At 69.2% G+C, this 18,826-nt stretch carries 17 protein-coding genes and 1 pseudogene; 5 read left to right on the forward strand and 13 right to left on the reverse strand.

What is annotated here, in order from left to right:
• Positions 1 to 58: 58 nt before the first annotated feature.
• From OG780_RS09470 to OG780_RS09485, 4 genes are all read right to left on the reverse strand, one after another.
• Entirely contained in the window at positions 59 to 865 is an 807-nt protein-coding gene (locus OG780_RS09470) for an ATP-binding cassette domain-containing protein (protein ID WP_328446604.1), read from the reverse strand.
• A 14-nt stretch (positions 866 to 879) separates the two neighbouring features.
• Entirely contained in the window at positions 880 to 1,935 is a 1,056-nt protein-coding gene (locus OG780_RS09475) for an ABC transporter permease (RefSeq protein ID WP_328446606.1), read from the reverse strand.
• Complete coding sequence (locus OG780_RS09480) at positions 1,932 to 2,936, reverse strand: sugar ABC transporter substrate-binding protein (protein ID WP_328446608.1); 1,005 nt, start codon at positions 2,934 to 2,936, stop codon at positions 1,932 to 1,934. The genes OG780_RS09475 and OG780_RS09480 overlap by 4 nt, the downstream gene beginning before the upstream one ends.
• Positions 2,937 to 3,146: 210 nt before the next feature.
• On the reverse strand, positions 3,147 to 3,896 hold the full coding sequence (locus OG780_RS09485; RefSeq protein WP_328458021.1) for a GntR family transcriptional regulator: 750 nt from the start codon (positions 3,894 to 3,896) through the stop codon (positions 3,147 to 3,149).
• Positions 3,897 to 4,012: 116 nt separating this feature from the next.
• Here OG780_RS09485 and OG780_RS09490 point away from each other — a divergent pair, with 116 nt between their 5' ends.
• Positions 4,013 to 5,026 (forward strand): Gfo/Idh/MocA family protein, encoded by a 1,014-nt coding sequence (locus OG780_RS09490; RefSeq protein WP_328446610.1) that lies wholly within the window; start codon positions 4,013 to 4,015, stop codon positions 5,024 to 5,026.
• Positions 5,027 to 5,114: 88 nt separating this feature from the next.
• Here the strand turns inward: OG780_RS09490 and OG780_RS09495 are convergent, their stop codons facing one another.
• Positions 5,115 to 5,618 carry a hypothetical protein gene (locus OG780_RS09495; protein ID WP_328446611.1) on the reverse strand — a complete coding sequence of 168 codons (504 nt, stop codon included), beginning with the start codon at positions 5,616 to 5,618 and terminating at the stop codon, positions 5,115 to 5,117.
• 31 nt (positions 5,619 to 5,649) lie between these two features.
• Positions 5,650 to 6,750, reverse strand: a pseudogene (locus OG780_RS09500) (cytochrome P450 family protein); the annotation flags it as partial.
• A gap of 104 nt (positions 6,751 to 6,854) precedes the next feature.
• Here OG780_RS09500 and OG780_RS09505 point away from each other — a divergent pair.
• A complete protein-coding gene (locus OG780_RS09505; protein WP_328444966.1) occupies positions 6,855 to 7,811 on the forward strand; it encodes an IS481 family transposase in 957 nt (318 codons plus the stop codon).
• A 581-nt stretch (positions 7,812 to 8,392) separates the two neighbouring features.
• Here OG780_RS09505 and OG780_RS09510 read toward each other — a convergent pair.
• The 4 genes from OG780_RS09510 to OG780_RS09525 all read right to left on the reverse strand — a co-directional run bounded on the left by OG780_RS09510 (position 8,393) and on the right by OG780_RS09525 (position 12,173).
• Entirely contained in the window at positions 8,393 to 9,667 is a 1,275-nt protein-coding gene (locus OG780_RS09510) for a sensor histidine kinase (RefSeq protein ID WP_328446612.1), read from the reverse strand.
• 315 nt (positions 9,668 to 9,982) lie between these two features.
• The gene (locus OG780_RS09515) at positions 9,983 to 10,375 is read right to left on the reverse strand and encodes a ribonuclease domain-containing protein (protein WP_326784718.1); all 393 of its coding nucleotides are present in this window, start codon (positions 10,373 to 10,375) and stop codon (positions 9,983 to 9,985) included.
• 201 nt (positions 10,376 to 10,576) lie between these two features.
• Entirely contained in the window at positions 10,577 to 11,185 is a 609-nt protein-coding gene (locus OG780_RS09520; RefSeq protein WP_328446614.1) for a dihydrofolate reductase family protein, read from the reverse strand.
• A gap of 172 nt (positions 11,186 to 11,357) precedes the next feature.
• Entirely contained in the window at positions 11,358 to 12,173 is an 816-nt protein-coding gene (locus OG780_RS09525) for an AIM24 family protein (RefSeq protein WP_328446616.1), read from the reverse strand.
• A gap of 270 nt (positions 12,174 to 12,443) precedes the next feature.
• On the opposite strand from OG780_RS09525, the gene OG780_RS09530 reads away from it, so the two are divergent.
• Positions 12,444 to 13,334, forward strand: coding sequence for a prohibitin family protein (locus OG780_RS09530; RefSeq protein WP_328446618.1), 891 nt, complete (start codon positions 12,444 to 12,446; stop codon positions 13,332 to 13,334).
• Positions 13,335 to 14,086: 752 nt separating this feature from the next.
• Here OG780_RS09530 and OG780_RS09535 read toward each other — a convergent pair.
• Positions 14,087 to 14,656 carry a TIGR03086 family metal-binding protein gene (locus OG780_RS09535; RefSeq protein WP_328446620.1) on the reverse strand — a complete coding sequence of 190 codons (570 nt, stop codon included), beginning with the start codon at positions 14,654 to 14,656 and terminating at the stop codon, positions 14,087 to 14,089.
• Between the two features lie 1,095 nt (positions 14,657 to 15,751).
• On the opposite strand from OG780_RS09535, the gene OG780_RS09540 reads away from it, so the two are divergent.
• Complete coding sequence (locus tag OG780_RS09540; protein ID WP_328446622.1) at positions 15,752 to 16,135, forward strand: hypothetical protein; 384 nt, start codon at positions 15,752 to 15,754, stop codon at positions 16,133 to 16,135.
• A gap of 20 nt (positions 16,136 to 16,155) precedes the next feature.
• On the opposite strand, the gene OG780_RS09545 is transcribed toward OG780_RS09540, so the two are convergent.
• Entirely contained in the window at positions 16,156 to 17,160 is a 1,005-nt protein-coding gene (locus tag OG780_RS09545; protein WP_328446624.1) for a tetratricopeptide repeat protein, read from the reverse strand.
• A gap of 296 nt (positions 17,161 to 17,456) precedes the next feature.
• Between OG780_RS09545 and OG780_RS09550 the strand changes: the two genes are divergently transcribed.
• Complete coding sequence (locus tag OG780_RS09550) at positions 17,457 to 17,666, forward strand: hypothetical protein (RefSeq protein ID WP_328446626.1); 210 nt, start codon at positions 17,457 to 17,459, stop codon at positions 17,664 to 17,666.
• 146 nt (positions 17,667 to 17,812) lie between these two features.
• Here OG780_RS09550 and OG780_RS09555 read toward each other — a convergent pair whose 3' ends face one another.
• A complete protein-coding gene (locus tag OG780_RS09555) occupies positions 17,813 to 18,604 on the reverse strand; it encodes a DUF6193 family natural product biosynthesis protein (RefSeq protein WP_328446628.1) in 792 nt (263 codons plus the stop codon).
• Positions 18,605 to 18,826 lie beyond the last annotated feature (222 nt).

The raw sequence follows: 18,826 nt of genomic DNA on the forward strand, positions 1-18,826 counted from the left end.
CTTCTGTGGCCTGACCCTGCCGGCCCGCGGGGCCGTCCGGGTCACGGCCCCGCGCCCCTCACAGGGCACGGTTCTCCAGCTCGTGCCGCAGGTCGTCCAGCTCGCTTCCGCCCGCCATCTGGCGCGTCAGCTCGTCCAGCGTGATCCCGTCCCGGGCGTAGCTGCCCGACATGGTGCCGCGCTTCAGCAGGACGAAACGATCACCCACGAGATAGGCGTGATGCGGATTGTGGGTGATGAACACAACACCCAGTCCGGCGTCTCGTGCGGCGGCCACATATTTGAGGACCACACCGGACTGCTTCACGCCGAGGGCGGCGGTGGGCTCGTCGAGCACGAGGACCTTGGCGCCGAAATGGACGGCGCGGGCGATGGCCACGCACTGGCGTTCGCCGCCGGAGAGGGTGCCGATCGGCTGGTCGACGTCGCGCAGGTCGATGCCCATCCGCAGGAGTTCCGCGTGGGTCGTGCGCCGCATGTGGTCGACGTCGAGGTGCTTGAACGGGCCGAAGCCCTTCCGCGGCTCGGAGCCGAGGAAGAAGTTCCGCCAGACCGGCATCAGCGGGACGACGGCGAGGTCCTGGTAGACGGTGGCGATACCGCGGTCCAGGGCCTGACGCGGGGACGACAGCCGGGTCTCCTCGCCCTCGACGCGCAGGATGCCCCCGTCGTGCTGATGACGACCCGCGATGATCTTGATGAGGGTGGACTTGCCCGCGCCGTTGTCGCCGAGCACACAGGTGATCTCGCCCGCGTGGACCTCCAGCGAGACACCTTCGAGGGCGCGGATGTTGCCGTAGTACTTGCTGACGTCGTCGAGCTCGACGAGCGCCGGACGCTCCACGGCGACGGGTTCCCCGGTCATGTCGCTCTCCGTCGTCACTTCGTCGCCTCCGCGCGCTTGCGGACCCAGTGGTTGAGCAGGGTCGCGAGGAGCAGCATCACGCCCAGGAAGAACTTGAACCAGTCCGGGTTCCATTCGGCGAAGACGATGCCCTTGCTGACCATTCCGAAGATCAGCGCACCCACGGCGGCGCCGATCGCGGAGCCGTAGCCGCCGGTGATCAGACAGCCGCCGATGACGGCCGCGATGATGTAGATCAGTTCGTTGCCGACGCCCTCGCCGGACTGCACGACGTCGAACGAGAACAGCAGATGCTGGCCGGAGATCCAGGCGCCGAAGGCGACGCCCATGTAGAGGCCGATCTTGGTCTTGTCGACCGGGACGCCGACCGCGCGGGCCGCCTCCTCGCCGCCGCCGACGGCGTAGATCCAGTTGCCGACGCGGGTGCGCAGCAGGATCCAGGTGGCCACGGCGACCAGGGCCAGCCACCACAGGATGGTGATCTTGAAGTCGACACCGCCGATGGTGATCGTCGAGGCGAAGACGTCCTTGGCGGAGGAGAAGCCCTCCATGTCGGAGATCGACTTGGTGGAGACCGTGCCGCTGATCAGCTTGGTGAAGCCGAGGTTCATGCCGGTCAGCATCAGGAAGGTGCCGAGCGTGATGATGAAGCTCGGCGGGTCGGTACGGGTCAGCATGACGCCGTTGAAGACGCCGATCGCGAGGGTGGCGAACAGCGAGACGAACACGCCGACCCAGACGTTCGCCGTCATCTGGTAGCTGAACATCGACGAGATCAGCGCGGAGCTGGTCACCATGACACCCGCGGAGAGGTCGAACTCACCGCCGATCATCAGCAGCGCGACCGGGACGGCCATGATGCCGATGGTCGAGGCCGCGTACAGGACGGTGCTGAGGCTCGCGGCCCGTACGAAGCTGTCCGCGAAGACCGCGAAGAAGAGGAAGACCGCGACGGCGCCGACCACGGAGCCCAGCTCGGGGCGGCTCAGCAGCTTGCGCAGCGGCGAGGTCTTCAGGAGGCGCTCGTCGGTCTCGGGGCCGGGCGCCGGCGCGGGTGCCGTGGCGGTCATCGGGTCCCCCGGTCCGCGTACCGCTGCAGTTCGGCGGCCTGGTCCTTGGTGATGATCTGCGGTCCGGTCAGGACGGGCTTGCCGCCGCCGAGGACGTCGGCGTTGTACCTGTAGAGCCAGAGCAGGTCCACGGCCTCGTAGCCCTGGAGCCAGGGCTGCTGGTCGACGGCGAAACCGAGGGTGCCGTCCTTGAGCTCGGCGGCGACCTTGGCGTTCAGGTCGAAGGTCTCGATCTCGGCCTTGCTGCCCGCGTCCTGCCTGGCCTTGACCGCGGTGTCCGCGAAGGGCGCGCCGAGCGTGACGACCGAGTCGATCGACGTGTCGGCCTGGAGCTTGGCGCCGATGGAGGACTGGACGTCGGGCATGTTGGTGCCGGTGACGTAGAGGTTCTCCACGGTCCCGTCGAACGTCTTCTTCATGCCCGCGCAGCGCTGCTCGTGCCCGACGTTGCCCTGCTCGTGCAGGACGCACAGGGCCTTCTTGCGGCCCCGCTTGTTCAGCTCGTCGCCGACGGCCTCACCGGCGATCGTCTCGTCCTGGCCGATGTGCGTGAGCGCGCCGAAGGCCTTGGACTCCGCGGAGCCGGAGTTCACCGTGATCACCGGGATGCCGGCCTTGCGGGCGCGCGCAACGGCGGCCTTCATGGCGTCGGGCTTGGCCAGCGTGACGATGATGCCGTCGACCTTCTTGTCGACGGCGGCGTCCACGAGCTGCGCCTGCTGCTGGGCCTCGTCGTCGTGCGAGTACAGGAAGTTGATGTTGTCCTTGACGGCGGCCTGCTTGGCGCCGTTCTGGACGATGTCCCAGAAGGTGTCGCCGTCTCCCGAGTGGGTGATCATCGCGAAGGTCCACCGGGGCGTGTTCACCGCGGCCCTGCCCTGGGCCGCCGCCGCCTTGCGGGCATCCTCGGCTCGCTTCCCCCCGGTGCTGCTGCATCCCGCGAGGGACACTGTCAGCGCCCCCGCCAGCGCGATGCCCACCCAGGTCCGTGTCCGTGCCACGAGGCCGTGCCCTTCTTGCCGTGCTCTTGGTGTGCCGGGCCGTGAGGACCGGCCCGGGGGCCCTCCCGCGGGCCCTTGAGGACCGGTTTCGTACCGGCCCAAACGGCCAAGTATCGATCATTGGGATCATCCGCCCAAATCACGGCTCCCGCGCACGGCAGAACGGGCCTCGACGACGCTCGACGGCCGTAGGGAAGTCAGACCGCCGGGTCAGGGGCGTACGAGGAGCTGGAACTCGAAGGAGTAACGCGAGGCGCGGTAGATGTGGGAGCCGAACTCGACGGCGCGACCGGTGTCGTCGAAGGTGGTGCGCTGCATGGTGAGCACGGGGGCTCCGACCGGCTCGTCGAGCCGCTCGCCCTCGTCCGCGCTGGCCGCGCGGGCGCCGACGGACTGACGGGCGCTGTGGAGGGTGATGCCGGCCCCGCGCATCAGCCGGTACAGGCCGGTGGCCTCCATGCGCTCGTTGTCGAGTTCCATCAGCTCGGGGGGCAGGAAGTTGCACAGGTACGCCATCGGCTCACCGTGCGCGAGACGCAGCCGTTCGACACGGTGGACCTCGCTGCCCTCGGTCACCCCGAGGGCGGCCGCGACCTCGGTGGACGCCGGTTCGACGGTGTTGACGACCACCTGGGTCGCGGGGCGCTGGCCGGCCGACTCCAGGTCGTCGTAGAGGCTGCTGAGTTCCAGAGGGCGCTTGACCTGGCTGTGCACGACCTGGGTGCCGACGCCTCGGCGCCGCACGAGCAACCCTTTGTCGACGAGGGACTGGATGGCCTGGCGGACCGTGGGGCGGGACAGACCGAGCCGCGCGGCGAGCTCGATCTCGTTGCCGAGCAGGCTTCCCGGGGTCAGCGCTCCGCGCTCGATGGCGGCCTCGAGCTGCTGCGACAGCTGGAAGTACAGCGGGACCGGACTGGTGCGGTCGACGCTGAGCTGGAGCGACACGGTCGGATCCACAACTGGTTTGGCCACGGATCGAGCGTAGCTCCGGGAGATGTTGACGGGAAGTTGTGAAGTTCGATTGTCCGGACAAACCATTGACAGCGCGACGGGTGGCCCCTCAGTTTGTTCCCATGCGCATCGGACTCATCGGAGCGGGCCGTATCGGCACATTTCATGCGGCCACTCTCAGCCGCCACCGTGAGGTCGGCGGCTCTCTCATCGTCACGGACGCGGATCCCGTACGGGCTCAGCGGCTGGCGGACCGGCTGGGCGCGACGGCGGCGCCTACCGTGAACGAGATCTTCACCTGGGGCGTGGACGCGGTGGTCATCACGGCCGCCACCTCGGCCCACGCCGAACTGATCGGCCGGGCGGCACGCTCCGGGCTCCCGGTCTTCTGCGAGAAGCCCATAGCGCTCGATCTGGCGGGGACGCTGGCCGCGCTCGCCGAGGTAGACGCCGCCGGAACGGTTCTGCAGATGGGATTCCAGCGCCGCTTCGACGTGGGCTACACGGCCGCCCGCGAGGCGGTGCGCTCGGGCCGGCTCGGCCGGCTGCACACCGTACGCGCGATGACGTCGGACCAGTCGCCGCCCCCGGCCGACTACCTCCCGCTCTCCGGAGGGCTCTACCGCGACTGCCTGATCCACGACTTCGACATGCTGCGCTGGGTCAGCGGCCGTGAGGTCGTCCAGGTGTACGCGACCGGCTCCGACGCCGGGCCCTCGATGTTCCGCGAGGCGAACGACATCGACACCGGGGCGGCCGTCCTCACCTTCGACGACGGCATGCTCGCGACGGCGACGGCCACCCGCATGAACGGCGCGGGCTACGACGTCCGCATGGAGCTCTCCGGCGAGCTGGACCAGATCGCCGTCGGCCTGGACGACCGTACGCCGATCGCCTCGACCGAACCTGCCGGACCGCCGCCCGCGGACAAACCGTGGACGGGCTTCCTGGAACGCTTCGGCCCCGCGTACGAGGCGGAGCTCGCCGCCTTCGTGGAGGTGGTCCGCGGCGAGCGCGCCAACCCCTGCGACGGCCGCGAGGCACTGGAGGCGCTGCGCATCGCCGAGGCCTGCGAGCTGTCGCGGCGCGAGCGACGCGCGGTCTCCCCGGCGGAGATCCCGGGCGGCAGGCTCTGAGCCAGGGCGCGCATCGCGCCCCACGGACCCCTTTCCTTGCCGAACCGGGCGCCTTCCGGCGGGAGTTTCACAACGGGGAGTGAGTGCGTCATCGTTGGCCGTCGAGGAGCCGGACCGCCGGGGTCTCGCGGTCGACCGCGAGCAGGCCGTCGCAGTGCTTGCACCTCAGGTGGTACGGCCGCACCAGGTTGGTCTGGATGCTGCCGGTCCCCGACTCCTTCGCCTCCGGGCAGTGATAGGCGAGGTGCAGTCGAACCCAGGGGTGGCTGGTGGGCGCGGCGGCCTTCCGGTCGTCCCGGGTGTCGGTGAAGGGCGCCCACCAGAAGTCGACCAGGGCGCGGACCGCGAGCCTGTCCCGGCCGGTCGTCGTGTCGAACCCGGCGATCCTGCCCGCGGTGCGGTGGCTCTGGAATCCACTGCGGCTGCCGGAGCACTGGGCCTGCTCGGCGCCGCGCTCGAACACCGTGGTCCGCCCGGTCCGCTCGCAGATGAAGCAGTCGAGGGTGAACTCCAGCCGGGAGCGCCAGTAGAGCTGGTGGCGGGTGTTCTCCAGGCCGGTCAGCTCCGCGGTGATCTCCGCCGTACGCAGCACGGGCAACGCTCCTCCCACGGCACCGGGCCGCTCACCAGCGCACCGGCATACGGCGCACACCTCGCATCAGCATGCCGGGCAGCCATCCGCTCGGCGGTCCGTCGAGCGCCAGGTCCGGGCACCGCTCCAGCAGGGAGCGGAGAGCCACATGGGCTTCGAGCCGGGCCAGCGGCGCGCCCAGACAGTAGTGGATGCCGTGACCGAAGGCGAGATGGCCGCGGGGCTCGCGCCGGAGGTCGAAGCGGTCGGGCGCGGGATAGCGCGCTGCGTCGCGGTCGGCCGCGGTGAGGCCTATCATCACCTCTTCCCCTGCCGCGATCGCCGTGCCGCCGATGTCGAGCGGCTCGGCGGCATAGCGGAAGGTCGCGTTCTCCACCGGCCCGTCGTGGCGCAGGGTCTCTTCGATGGTGCCGTCGAGGAGCGTCATGTCGGCCCGCAGGGCGGCGAGTTGGCCGGGATGGCCGAGCAGCGCCCGGACGGTGCCGGAGATCAGGTTGACCGTCGTCTCGTGTCCGGCCACGAGGAGCAGGAACGCCATACCGCGCAACTCCCCCGCCGAGAGCCGGTCACCGTCCTCGGTCGTGGTGCGGATGAGACCGCTGAGCAGATCGTCGGTGGGACCCGCGCACCGCTTGTCCTCGATGAGATCGCCCAGATAGTCGGCGAGTTGGACGAAGGCCTTCTGCTCACTCTCGGCGCTGGTGGGAGCCACCGTCTCCGTGGACAGCTCGCGGAACGCCGCCCGGTCCGGCTCCGGCACCCCGAGCAGCTCGCAGATGACGGTCAGCGGGAGCGGATAGGCGAAGGACTCGACGAGGTCGGCCCGCCCGCGCGGAAGCATCGCGTCGAGCAGCTCGTCGGTGATCTCCTGGATCCGCGGGCGCAGTGCCGCGACCCGCCGGCCGGTGAACTCGCCCGCGATCAGCGTCCGGAGCCGGGTGTGCTGCGGCGGGTCGGCGAGCAGCATGTGCCGGCCGATCAGTTCCTCTCCGTAGAACACGAACCCCGCCGTGTCCGGGTTCTTGGCCAGCCGCGGGTCGGCGAGCGCGGCGCGCGCCTCCTCGTACCCGACGACGAGCCAGGTCTCATGGGTCGCGTCCGGCGATGGCAGCCGCACCCGGTGCACAGGCCCTAGCTGTATTGATCACGAGCGTTGTTGACACTGGCGGGTCTTGAACATGGCGAAGACCTCCGATGTGGTGGAGCTGTCTAGGACTGCACCGCACGGAGGTCTTCGTGTCCCACCGTAATGCCCGGCTGACCGTTCATGGCAGGCGGCTGCTGGTCGAACGTGTCTGCGCGGGCCGCCCGGTCGCTCATGTGGCGGCCGAGATGGGCGTCTCCCGAGCCACGGCCCACAAGTGGGTCCGCCGCTGGCGGGACGAGGGCGAACCGGGCCTCGCCGACCGCTCCAGCCGGCCCCGGACGACACCGCATCGCACACCTGCGGCCCTGGAGGCCCGGGTCTGCCAACTGCGGCAGGCCCGCAAACTCGGTCCCGCACGGCTCGGCCCGATCCTGGGCCTGCCCGCCTCGACCATCCACCGGATTCTGACCCGCCACGGCCTGAACCGCCTGGCCCACCTGGACCGGCCCACCGGCCAGGTCATCCGCCGCTACGAACGCGACCGGCCCGGCGAACTGATCCACATCGACGTCAAGAAGCTCGGTCGGATCCCCGACGGCGGCGGCCACAAAGTCCTCGGACGCCAGGCCGGCCGCGCCACCCGCAGCAGCATGGGCTTCGACTACGTCCACTCCGCCGTCGACGACCACAGTCGCCTCGCCTACAGCGAGATCCACCCGGACGAGAAGGTCGCCACCTGCGCGGGCTTCCTCACCCGCGCGGCTGCGTTCTTCCACACGCACGGCATCACCCGCATCGAACGCGTGCTCACCGACAACGCCTGGGCCTACCGCAAGGGCCTGGCCTGGAAACAGGCCCTCGCCGAGATCGGCGCGACCGGAAAGCTGACGCGCGCCTACCGGCCGCAGACCAACGGCAAGGTCGAACGCTTCAACCGCACCCTGCTCGACGAATGGGCCTACCTGCGGCCCTACACCAGCAACGACGAACGCACGGCCGCCCTGGACGACTTCCTCCACGGCTACAACTACCATCGCTGCCACACCGCCCTCGGAGGCCAGCCACCCATCAGCCGTGTGAACAACGCTGCGGGTCAATACACCTAGCGCGCGTAACTCGGCGTAGACCGGATGCGGATCCTCGGTGAACCGCGCTCCGTACTCCCCCAGATCGATCACGACTCTCCCTCCCGTTAACCCGCCCAACGCACGAGCGCCCTCGCCAGTGCCCGTCCCCGCTCCTCGAACGCCAAAGGGGCTGGATCACGCACCACCCCCGGTCCAGCGGGCCCTGCAACCGGCTCTTCGCCCCCTCCGCCCCTACCCGTCCCAATACCTGGGGCTCCGCCCCGGACCCCGCTCCTCAAACGCCGGAGGGGCTGAAAATCACACCCGCGAGGAACGGCACCCAAGCCACCACGCACCCGTAGTGAACGGCCGAAACCACGACGCACCCGCAGTCGGCAACGCGCGGGAGGGGCCGTGCCGGTACATCGGATGCCCGTCGCTTACGCCCGGATCGAGCAGCGGCTCCCTACGAAACCCCCGTCTGATCCAACGGCGACGGGCGGATGTACCGGCACGGCCCCGACCCACCCACCGGACCGCGCCGCAAGGGCCAGCTCAACGAACCCACACAGCAAACGCCGGCGCAGCGAACCCGCACAACAAACGCCCGCCCAAGCCACCTACGCCCCCCACGGCAACCACGCCCGAACCCGGAACCCCCCACCCCCCAGCGCCCCGTGCTCAAGCCGCCCTCCCGCCAGCGTCGCCCGCTCCGTCAGCCCGATCAGCCCCTGCCCGGACCCCGGGACCTTCGGTACCGGACCCGGCGGCGCGGGGTTGGCGACGGTCACGGTCAGCCCGGCGCCGGCGGACCCCCGTACCGTCACCGTGACCTCCGCCCCCGGCGCGTGCTTGCGCGCGTTCGTCAGTCCCTCCTGCGCGATGCGGTACGCGGTGCGGCCCGCGGACGCGGGCACGGCTGCGGGGTCGACGACCCGGTTGTCGAGGACGATCTTCGCGCCGGCGGAGCGCGACTCGGCGACCAGCGCGTCGAGCGCCGCCAGCGTCGGCTGCGGCCGCCCCGCCTCGTCGGAGTCCCCGGCCCGCAGCACCCCGATGATCTCGCGCAGGTCCTGAAGGGCCTCGTGCGCGCTCTCCCGGATCACCCCCGCGGCCCTGGCGACCTCCTCCCGCGGCGCGTCGGGCCGGAACTCCAGTGCTCCCGCGTGCACGCTCAGCAGCGTGAGCCGGTGCGCGAGCACATCGTGCATCTCGCGCGCGATCGCCTCGCGCGCGAGCCGCTGCGCCTGCTCGGCCCGCAGCGCCGCCTCGGTCTCGGCCCTCCGCGCGCGGTCCCGCAGACTCAGCATGAGCTGGCGCTTGGACCGTACGACCATGCCCCAGCCGACCACCGCGGAGGTGAGCAGCGCGGTGACGGCGAGGGCGGCGAGGTACGGCAAATCGGGGTCGGGCCGCAGCCAGAAGAACCCCGGGAGCAGCACGAGCTGGACGCCCGCGACCCAGGCCACGTACCGGAAGGGCCGGTGCACGGCGAGGGTGAAGAGGGCCACGAGTCCCGCGCCGCCCGCCGTGTTCGAGACCAGGCCGACGGGGATCATGGCGATGGCCAGGCCCAGCGGCCAGCGCCGGCGCAGCCAGACCGCCGCACAGGCGAGCGCGCCGATGAGCTGGTCGGCGACGGCGAGCGCGTGCGGGACGTTCGGGTCGTCGGTGAGGGTGTTCGCGGCCGCGAGGCCGATGGCGACGGCCAGCAGGAAGCAGCCGAAGTCGACGACCCAGTCGCGCACGGTGCGCCGGGGCCGTCCGGAGGGTCCGGCGTGCTCGGCGTCGGGGTCGAGGTCCGCGGCCACGGCCGACGGCAGCAGCCAGCGCCGGGCGGTCAGGACCGGCGCTGGAACGTCACGCGGCTCGGGTGTCGGACTGTCACCACTCACGGTCGACAAATCTACGCAGCCGAACCCGCGGCCACCTCTCCGCGAGCCTCTCCGGCGACCGGAATCGGCACGCTTCAGACCTTCGTCCGACGGGGGAACGGCGCCCTGCGGCTTCGGTCGGACACGCCTCGCCCCGCGGCCGATGCGCATGGGGGGTCCGCGGGGCGAGGGTCGTCCCATGAAACAGGTGCTGGAGATGCGGTCTCGTCGCCCTCGTTCAGGGCGTCCCCGGTCTGGCCCAGGAGGCCACCGGCCGGCCGTACGGGCCGGGACTCGAGCCCGGGTGAACAGGGATCGGGCGTCCGGCGGCCTGGATCAGCAACCGAAGTTGATCAGCTTGAACGTGACGTAGTGGTCCGCGGTGTAGTAGTCCTCCAGGGTCTTCTTGCCGGTCACGATGCGACGGGCACCCCGTGTCGAGGAGCCGGGCGTCTTGACCGTGTACTCGTGGTAGTAGCCGGTGGACTGGGCGGGCAGCACGCCCTCCCTGTTCTGGAAGACGGCCCCGTCCTGCGAGTACGGGAAGGGGCCGCCCGAGTCGATCAGGTCCAGCGTGTCGTACGCCTGGGACGGCAGCGCGCCGTAACAGATGCTGCCGACGGAGGCCGCCGCCGCGTCGGCCGGAGCCACGGCGGTGCCGCCGATGAGCAGAGCGGACATGAGGGCCACGAGGGCGCCGATACGGGTGGTTCGTGGGGGGAATCTCATGAACCCAGGATGATGCGCGTAGATGACATGTCAATGTCAAGCGCGTTGATTTCTTTGGTGAACTCCGGGGAATTTTCTGGGAGTTGATGTGTCGCACGAGGGTCGGCTGTCGGCCTTCGTCGGAGGGCGGTCGGCTGTCGGCCTCGGCGGCCGGCTGTCGCCCCTCGGCGGACGAGGGCCCGCAGCCGGCCGCCCGCGCTCCTAGTAACTGCCGTACGTCGGCCGGCCTTCGCGCTCGTACGTGTTGATCGCGACGCCGGCACCGGTGATCGTCCCGCCGGTGCGGCGGAACGCGGTGGGGGCGGCGCCCTCGGCGAAGAGGCGGCGGCCCTCGCCGAGCAGCACGGGGAAGGTCATCAGATGCAGGGTGTCGATCAGACCGAGCGCGAGGAGGGACTGAGCGAGGACGGCGCTGCCGTGGATCTGGAGCTCGCCCTCGGTGCGCTCCTTGAGGGCGGTGACCTCTTTGCCGAGGTCGCCGGTGATCACGGTCGTGCCCTCCCAGGCGGGCTCGGTGATCGTCGAGGAGACGACGTACTTGGGCAGCGCGTTCAGCTTGGAGGCGATCGGGTCGGCCGGGTCGGTCATCTTCGGCCAGTAGCCCGCGAAGATCTCGTACGTACGCCTGCCCAGCAGGAACGCGTCGACGTGGGAGAAGTTGTCGACGACGAAGCGCCCGAAGTCGTCGTCGCCGAAGGGAACGCTCCAGCCGCCCTGGCCGAAGCCGCCGCTGGTGTCCTCCTCGGGACCGCCCGGCGCCTGGTGGACTCCGTCGATACTGACGAACGCGGTGAGGGTGAGCTTGCCCATGACGGTGCCTGCTTCCTTGCGGTGGGGTCTGCTGCCATCAGGACAGACCCCACCGGCGCCCGCAACTCATCGGTCCGCGACGAAAACGCCCTGCGTCCTTCCACCGGTCCCGCGCCCCGCACGGGGCTCGCACCCGGTTCCGGTCGACGGCGTGCCCCGTGCGGGCCGGGGATCACCCCGCGCTAGTCGAGAACATTCCGCCCGTCGGACCCTGCTTGTCGCCGCCCTGGGCCTTTCTCAGGGCGTTGGCGAGGCTCTCGATGGTGAGGGACTGAAGGATCACCCGTCCGTTGCCCTCCAGCGTGGCCAGCGACAGGCCCTCACCGCCGAAGACCGCGTTCATCAGACCCTGCCGGTTGAGCCCGCCGATGCGCTGGACGCCGTACTGGATGCCCTCCTCGAAAGCGACCACGCAGCCCGTGTCGACCTCGACGCGGCCTCCGAAGTCGGCCGGGTTCAGGTCGATGAAGTTGCCCGCGCCCGCGATGATCACCGTGCCGTGGCCGGTGAACTTCTCCAGGACGAATCCCTCGCCGCCGCTGCGCCCGGTCCGCCCGCCCTGGAAGGCGATGCCGAACTGCACGGTCGACTCCGCCGCCACGAAGGCGTCCTTCTCGGCGAACCACGCGCGCGTGCCGTCGAGCTCCAGGGCGCGCATCTCGCCGGGCAGCACGCCCGCGAAACCGACGGTGCCCTCGCCGCCCGTCGACGTGAAGTACTGGAACGCCAGCGACTCGCCCGCGAGGGCGCGCTGGCCTGCCTGCATGGCCGTGCCCACGGCCTGGCGCAGCATGCCGCCCATGCCGCCTCCGCCGCCCTGCTGCCCGCCCCCACCGCCGCCCGACGGTCCGGAGAGCCGCGTCTCCATGGTCACGTTGGTGGTCTTGAACAGGAACTTTCCCGCTTCGCAGTACACGGTCTGGCCGAGGCGCAGGTTGACGACCGCCATCTGCATGGCGTTGCCGACGATTTCTTGCTGAAGAGTCACGCCGTGAGAACGCGGGAAGCGGAGCAAAGAGTTCCGGTCAGCCGGGTGAGGTGTCGGCGTGTGCGCTCACTCCCGCCCCGGCCGGTGCCGAGTTCTCGTTGCTCCGGTTCTCGTTACAGCTTGCCGTTGCCCCTGACTCCGCAGAGGAGATCGGCACCGGAGCCGGCGGTTCTTGCCTGGCTCGGGTCATGTACCCGACACCCGAGATCGCTACGATGCGCCGGTGCCGCGCCCCAGGAGGCGCGGTCACGTTTCCGGAGGGGGATACCTGTGTTCGTGCTGTCCATCCTGCTGCTCATAGTTGCGGTAGTACTCCTTCTCGTCGGCCGCGGCCGCACTCCCGCGGGCCACTGGAAGCTCGGGGCGGCGCTCAGCGCCCTTGCGGGTGTGCTGGCAGGCACCTTCGCCTGCATCCATGTCGTGAGTGCCTACGAGGTCGGCGTGCCGGTCACCTTTGGCAAGCTCGGCACACCGCTGACCTCGGGCATGCACTTCAAGTCACCGTTCACCGACGTCACGTCCTTCTCGACCCGCCCGGTGGACCTCGACCTCAAGGACAAGGACGTGGTGGAGGTCCGCTCCTCGCAGGGTGGCGTGCTCTACGCGGACGTCACCATCAAGTGGGCCGTGGTGCCGGCCAAGGCGGTCGCGCTGTACCGGCTGGCGGGCAACGAGGAAGCCGTCGAGGAGCGGCTGGTGCTGCCGGACAGCCGCGAGATCATCCGCAACGTCTTCGCGAAGCACACCAGCGAGGAAGGTTACGCATCCGCCCGCGAGCAGATCAGCACGGAGATCGCCGACCTCGTCAACGAGCGACTGGCACCGCGCGGCATCGACGTCACTTCCGTCAACCTGCGCAATGTGAGGCCGTCGGAGAAGCTGCAGGACCAGATCGACAAGAAGATCCAGCAGGAGCAGGCCACCGAGCGGGCCACCGAGGCGGCGCGTACGGCCAAAGCGGAGGCGGAGCGCAAGCGGATCGAGGCGGAGGGCATCGCCAGTGCCAACAAGATCATCGAGCGGTCGCTGAGCGACAAGGTGCTGTACAACCAGTGCCTTGAGGCATACAAGGAAGCCGCGAAGGCCAACCCGGTGTACGCGGTGCCGTGCGGCACGGACTCGAACGGCACTCCGGTGATCGTGGACAACAGCAAGAACTGACACCACCCCGGGCAAGGATTGCCTCGTTCCGGGTGCGATGGGGGTCATCGGCCCCGCATGACCGGTGACAGCCTGGTCCACTCCCAGCGTGTCCGGCAGCTCCGGCCTTGGGGACCAACGGAACAGCCGGTATCGGCGCGGTTGATCTTGAGCGGTGAGAGGACCCCGGCGATGAGGGGATCGCCGAAGTCCGCTGAGCAATAGTCCCCGGGTTCCGCGTTCGTCCCCCAGGTCCTGGCACCACCGAGAGTGCCAGGACCTGGGCCTGTTACCTCGTCCCGGTGACCGAAGTACGTTCTGACTCGACCTCGCCCGTAGTGCGCACCGCACCGGCGAACCGCCCGCCGGATTCGCCAGCGACGTCCGCGCCTGGCTGCTGGTCCTCCTCGACGGTGACAGTCGCGCCAAACCTCGGCTACGTCCGCCCCCTGCTGGAGAACTGGGCGACGCCCCGTGGGCACCTGCGCGAAATCACCGTCGCCGACGTCACGGCCTCGACCTGCCCAACCCCAGGATCACCATCGCCGGACATGGCGCCGGCCCACTGCATCTCGCCCTGGTCTTCAACCTGTCCCACACCACCGCGAGCCGCTACGCGGCCATCGCCCGGAACCTGCTCGACGACCAGATCGAGCAGACCGCCAGGAACAAATGAGTCCCCTGCCAATCAGGCGTTCACGGCCTGCGTTCATCAATGCCCGGAGATCATCAGCGGGAGTGGGTTCGGGGTGGTCAGTTGCACTCGATCGGCCTCACAGCTGCGGTGGGACCGGCCGGCCGAGAAACGCGGCAAGGCGATCGATGGCCGGAGCGGTCTCCTCGACGGGTTGTGGCTCGGCGAATCGTCCCGTTCGGGACTGGGTGGAGAGCTGGGCCTGAGCGAAAGCCAGGGCCCGCTCGGCAACGTCTTCGGGCAGCCGGCCAGGGATTCGGGTGGCCTGGGCGAGGTCCCATCCGTGAGCGAGCAGATCGTACAGGCGGATCTGCAAGCGCTCGGCGCCCGTGGCACTCCCCAAGGGTCCGCGATAACTCCGCTCCAGCACCCCAGGGCCAGAGAAAGCTGCCAGCAGCGAAGCACTGGAGGACCGGTAGGCGCCGACCGGGTCGTCACCGAGGCGGTCCACTCCGCGTTCGGGCATCGGGCCGCCCTCGATCATGGCTGCGAACACCAGGTCCATGCCGACCAGGTGGGCCACCACCTCGCGCACGTTCCATTCCGTACACGGCGTCGGCTTCTTCCACTGCTCGGGGCGGACCTCGGCGAGCAGGTCGCCGACAGATTTGCATGCACATGCGAGATCTTCGACGAAAACGGTAGTCATCCAGGGAGACTACGGCGGCAACTGTCTGGCTGCCCAAGGGATTTGCATCGGTGCGAAGACGCCCTGCCGAATCGGGCGACCGCGCGATCGCTGAGAAGCTGCGTCTGAACCTGTCCGTGCTGCTCACGGCGTGATGCCGCAAGGGCCGGCACGATCCTGATGTATCCGGCGGCGGAGGTCGTGCAGGGCACGCTGAGCCAGGGCGTGAGCCTCGGTGACAATTCGGGCCCGGCTTAGGACAATTGGAGCAGCAGGCAGAGTCGTACCTAGTTGGGGGTGGATGCGATGGGCGGGTCGCGACGGGGCGGGAGCCGGGGCACAGGGTCGTCGGGGCGGGGCAGGCGGTTCGGAACAGGCGGGCGCACCCCTGCACCGAGGACATCCGGTGGCCGGGGTTCGAACGGCGGTGGTGGGGGAGGTGGCGGAGATCGGTCTCAGACCGACTCCGAGGCGGGTCCCAGCTGGAGCCTCAACGCCGCCAATCATTACAACAGCACGGCCCAGCACAGCACCCCTGCTCCGCGTCACGATGCCGGTACGTCCGCGCAGGACGCCAGTGCGGGGCCCTCCTCATCCGGCGCCCCGCAGGCGTCTCCCGCCTCGCCTCATGAGCATCCGGACGCGGGGCCTGCGGGCTACCACAAAGCGCCGCCGATCAAGGTGGATCACCATTCGGCCGACTGGACCGAGAAAGCGCCGCACGCGATCCCCGGCAAGGAACCGTCGGACACGTCGCAGCCGCACGGCGCGCCGGATGCCGCGTTCCCGCCTGGAACAGCCCACCTGCACCCAAATGCCGACAAAGATCCGATGGGTCCGAAGACACCTGACCACGCTGGGCAGTCTCCCTCTGCCGTCGGGCACACCGGTTCATCGGGAGGCTCGCCGACGACCCATGTGCCGTCTCCCCGCCCCGGCGCTTCCAGTCCTGCTCCTACACACGTCTCCAGGGGTGGTTCCGATGAAGGGGGAACTGCGTCCGGAAACGCCCCGGACGCCTCCGGGGCAGACGCGAGTACTGATGCGCAGGCGCCAGCCCCTATCCCTGTTCCTCCGCCCACCGACGGTGGGCAGATCCAGGGACCCGACGACTTCGTGGGCGAGATCCCCATCATCGGGGAGCCGAGGGGGGCGGATTCGCCGGCCGGGGAGGCGCACCAGGACACGGTCACCACCACGCCGTCGACGGGGCAGGGCGACGGGGCCGGACAGCTGCAACCACCTTCCGCTTCGGGCGGTTCGGGTCAGGAGGCTGGACAGCACCAGTCGTCCACCTCGGCTTCCGGTGACACCGGGCAACTGGGGCATCACATCGCCGGGGAGGGGTTTGGAGCCACCGCTTTCGACTTCGATGGAGGGTGTCCCGACGGCCCCGTGACGGGCACCGGCACGGACGGCGTTGGCCTTCCGGACGGAGACGCGGTGGCGAGCGGTTTCGACAGCTTCACCTCCATGGCCCCGCCCGAGATGATGACGTAGCCGGACAGGCCCGTGGCCCCTCAGGTCCACGGGCCCCGGATGGGATGGCGCTCAGGGAAGGTCCGTGACTCGACGTATCGGCCGATCTCCCTGACCTCATTCGGGCTGCCGATCCCGGAGAGTTCCACGTATGCCGTGGAGGAGGCCCCCGCCTCGTTGTAGCGCAGGCCGAGGGAGGCCGTATTGGTGAAGTAGGTACCGAACGTCCGCACGTAGCTGGGTGATTCGACGATCTGGTAGTACCAGATGAACTGGACCTTGCGCTTGATGAAGCCGGACTTCACGTCAACTCCGTACTCGTAGAAGTCCGCGCCGTTTGTCCGCGGCCTCACCAGCAGGAGGACGAGTGAGGCGAGGAAGAAGATCCACGAAACGAGAACAGGGAGCAGGATCAGACCGCCGCCCATGAGCCCGACACCTCCGCCGATCAGCGGCACGGCCAGCGTCAGGACGGCGGAGACCAGGAATCGCTTCGTGATCAGGATCAGAAGATGGCGCGCCTTGAGCCCGACCGAGAACCTGGGCTCTCCACGGTCCGCGACCCGGTGGGCGTCGGACTGGGACCGTAGTGTTGGCGGGCCTGGGGTGAGAGGCCTACCGGTCAGGGGCGGGCCCCCGGGTGCGGGAGAGGGCACGCGCGCGGCGGCACCGAGGGCGTCCTCACAGGCCCTCAGCCTGATCGCGGTATCGCGGAATTCGGCAATCACCGAGAGAACTCGACGATACGCCTCCGCTGCCCCATCCAGATCGGCATCAACCTGGAGAAGCCGACCGAGACGGTACGAGGCCTGGTGGTGCCGGGGATCGCTGTCCACGACGCGCCGGAACTGGACTTGAGCTTCGGCGTGCTTACCCGTATCGGTCAGGCAGATGCCGAGCGCATAGCGCGCGGCGACATCGTCGGGCTCACGTTGGAGAAGTTCCTGCAGCAGAGGAATCGCTTCCTCCGGCCGTCCCCGTTGATGGAGATCACTCGCTCGCTCGTACAGCGGCCTGTCCACCCCGTCAGCTGACGACGCCGTCATGCTGCCCCCTGGCTGTGCTGATTCCCCTACGTATCCATGCGCTCACGCAGGCAGCAGCATTGTGTCGTTCTGCCGGCTCGGTCAGAAGCCAAAGCGGGAAATTCCCGTCTGCAGATCAGCCCACAGGAAGGCCGAGAGTGCGTCCGGCGTAGTTCACGAAGCCCGCAGGCGCGAAGTCACGGCGTATGTGGCAGTCAACTGTCCTGGGGTGGCCGCATGGGCAGGGACGGTGTCCCCCGGCTGAGGCTGGTCGTGGCTGATGACAACCGCGATGCCGGGCCACGGTTGTACCGGGGGTGCGATGGTCCGCTGATGCCGTCGGTGAAGTCGACGGCGGCCCGATCACCGTCGCCGGGGTCGCCTCCCAGGCCGGGGTATCCCGCACCTTCCTCTACGACGACGCCCAGACAGATCTGCTGACCAGACCGCGGAACCTTGCCGGCGGACAGCCCGCCTCTGGCCGTCCCGCCCTGCCCGATAAAGAGCGCATCACCACCAAGTCCTGACACCTTCGCGGCCTGAACAGCAGTGAGAGCCGGACACATGACGGCAGGTATTGCGTGATGCGGTTCCGTGGACAAGCCGCTGCCCCTTGCCAGAGCCCGAGGCAGCCCTCCTCAGCATGACGAGGAGGGTCCAGGAGCCGCTTTGCTCAGCTGGGCAGCAGCACGGCGGGCCCCTCCACCGCGGGCCCGCAGCCTTCGGGCAGCCCCGCCACAACGAACTCGACGGCCTCCGCCGGAGTGAAAGCTTCCTGATGCGGGATACCTCCCTGACGCCACAGACAGATCACCCGCCAGCCACCTCCGCCCAGCGGGAAGAGGCTGGGGACGTCGTTCGAGAACGGGTAATGGGTGCATCGGCTGAACCCCAGGCTTCCATGACTGATCATCGGATAGAGCGCGCGGAGGGCCGGGGCCGCATACGCCGCTTCGACGATGTCATGGTCGATCAGCCGATCGGGGGCGTCGCGAGTGAGCTGCCACTTGAAGGCGACGGCCTCTCCTCGCTCGTGCGCCAACGCGAGCTCGTCGGCCTTGAAGGAGGGCCACCTCACCTGGAGCTCGCTGAGCTTCATTCCGGCTCGCCAGGCATGAGCCACCTCGACCATGGTCTCCAAGTCGGTGGTGCCGCCATGAGCCGCCTCTCCAACACCGGTCCACCAAATCCTGGTTGAGAAGCGCCGTTCCTCCTCCTGGAGAGTCGCGGTGAGGGGGCCACGCTCACCATCCACGCTCGCGACGATGAGCCTCCAGGGGTCCGTCGGCGACTCCGGGCCTTGCACACCTCCAAGGTCAATGCGCATGCCGTCGGCAGCACGCTGCAGAGCTGACACCAGATCTCCGCCAGCGGCTGCCACCTCCGGATAGAGCATCGGATCGGGCTGGACGGCAGTTGGTGGAGCTGGCCGGCGAGCAGCGCGGGAGGAGGAGACATCGTTCATAGGGACAATTCTCGCGGTATGCCCGGCGATCTCAACACTCTGCGCCCGGAGTTCCACCGGGAACCACCGCGCGTTCCGGTCCCCGAAGCAGTCAAGGCACTCCCCCTCCCCTTCACCGAAAGAACCGTATGGAGGATGTCGCCTGTGCTACCGGATCACGGCGACGCAACCATGATCAATCTCATCGATACTGGCTGCTCTGTCGGTCCCCGAGGCCGAGCT

It is taken from the genome of Streptomyces sp. NBC_00386 (genome assembly GCF_036063235.1).
Classification (GTDB): domain Bacteria; phylum Actinomycetota; class Actinomycetes; order Streptomycetales; family Streptomycetaceae; genus Streptomyces.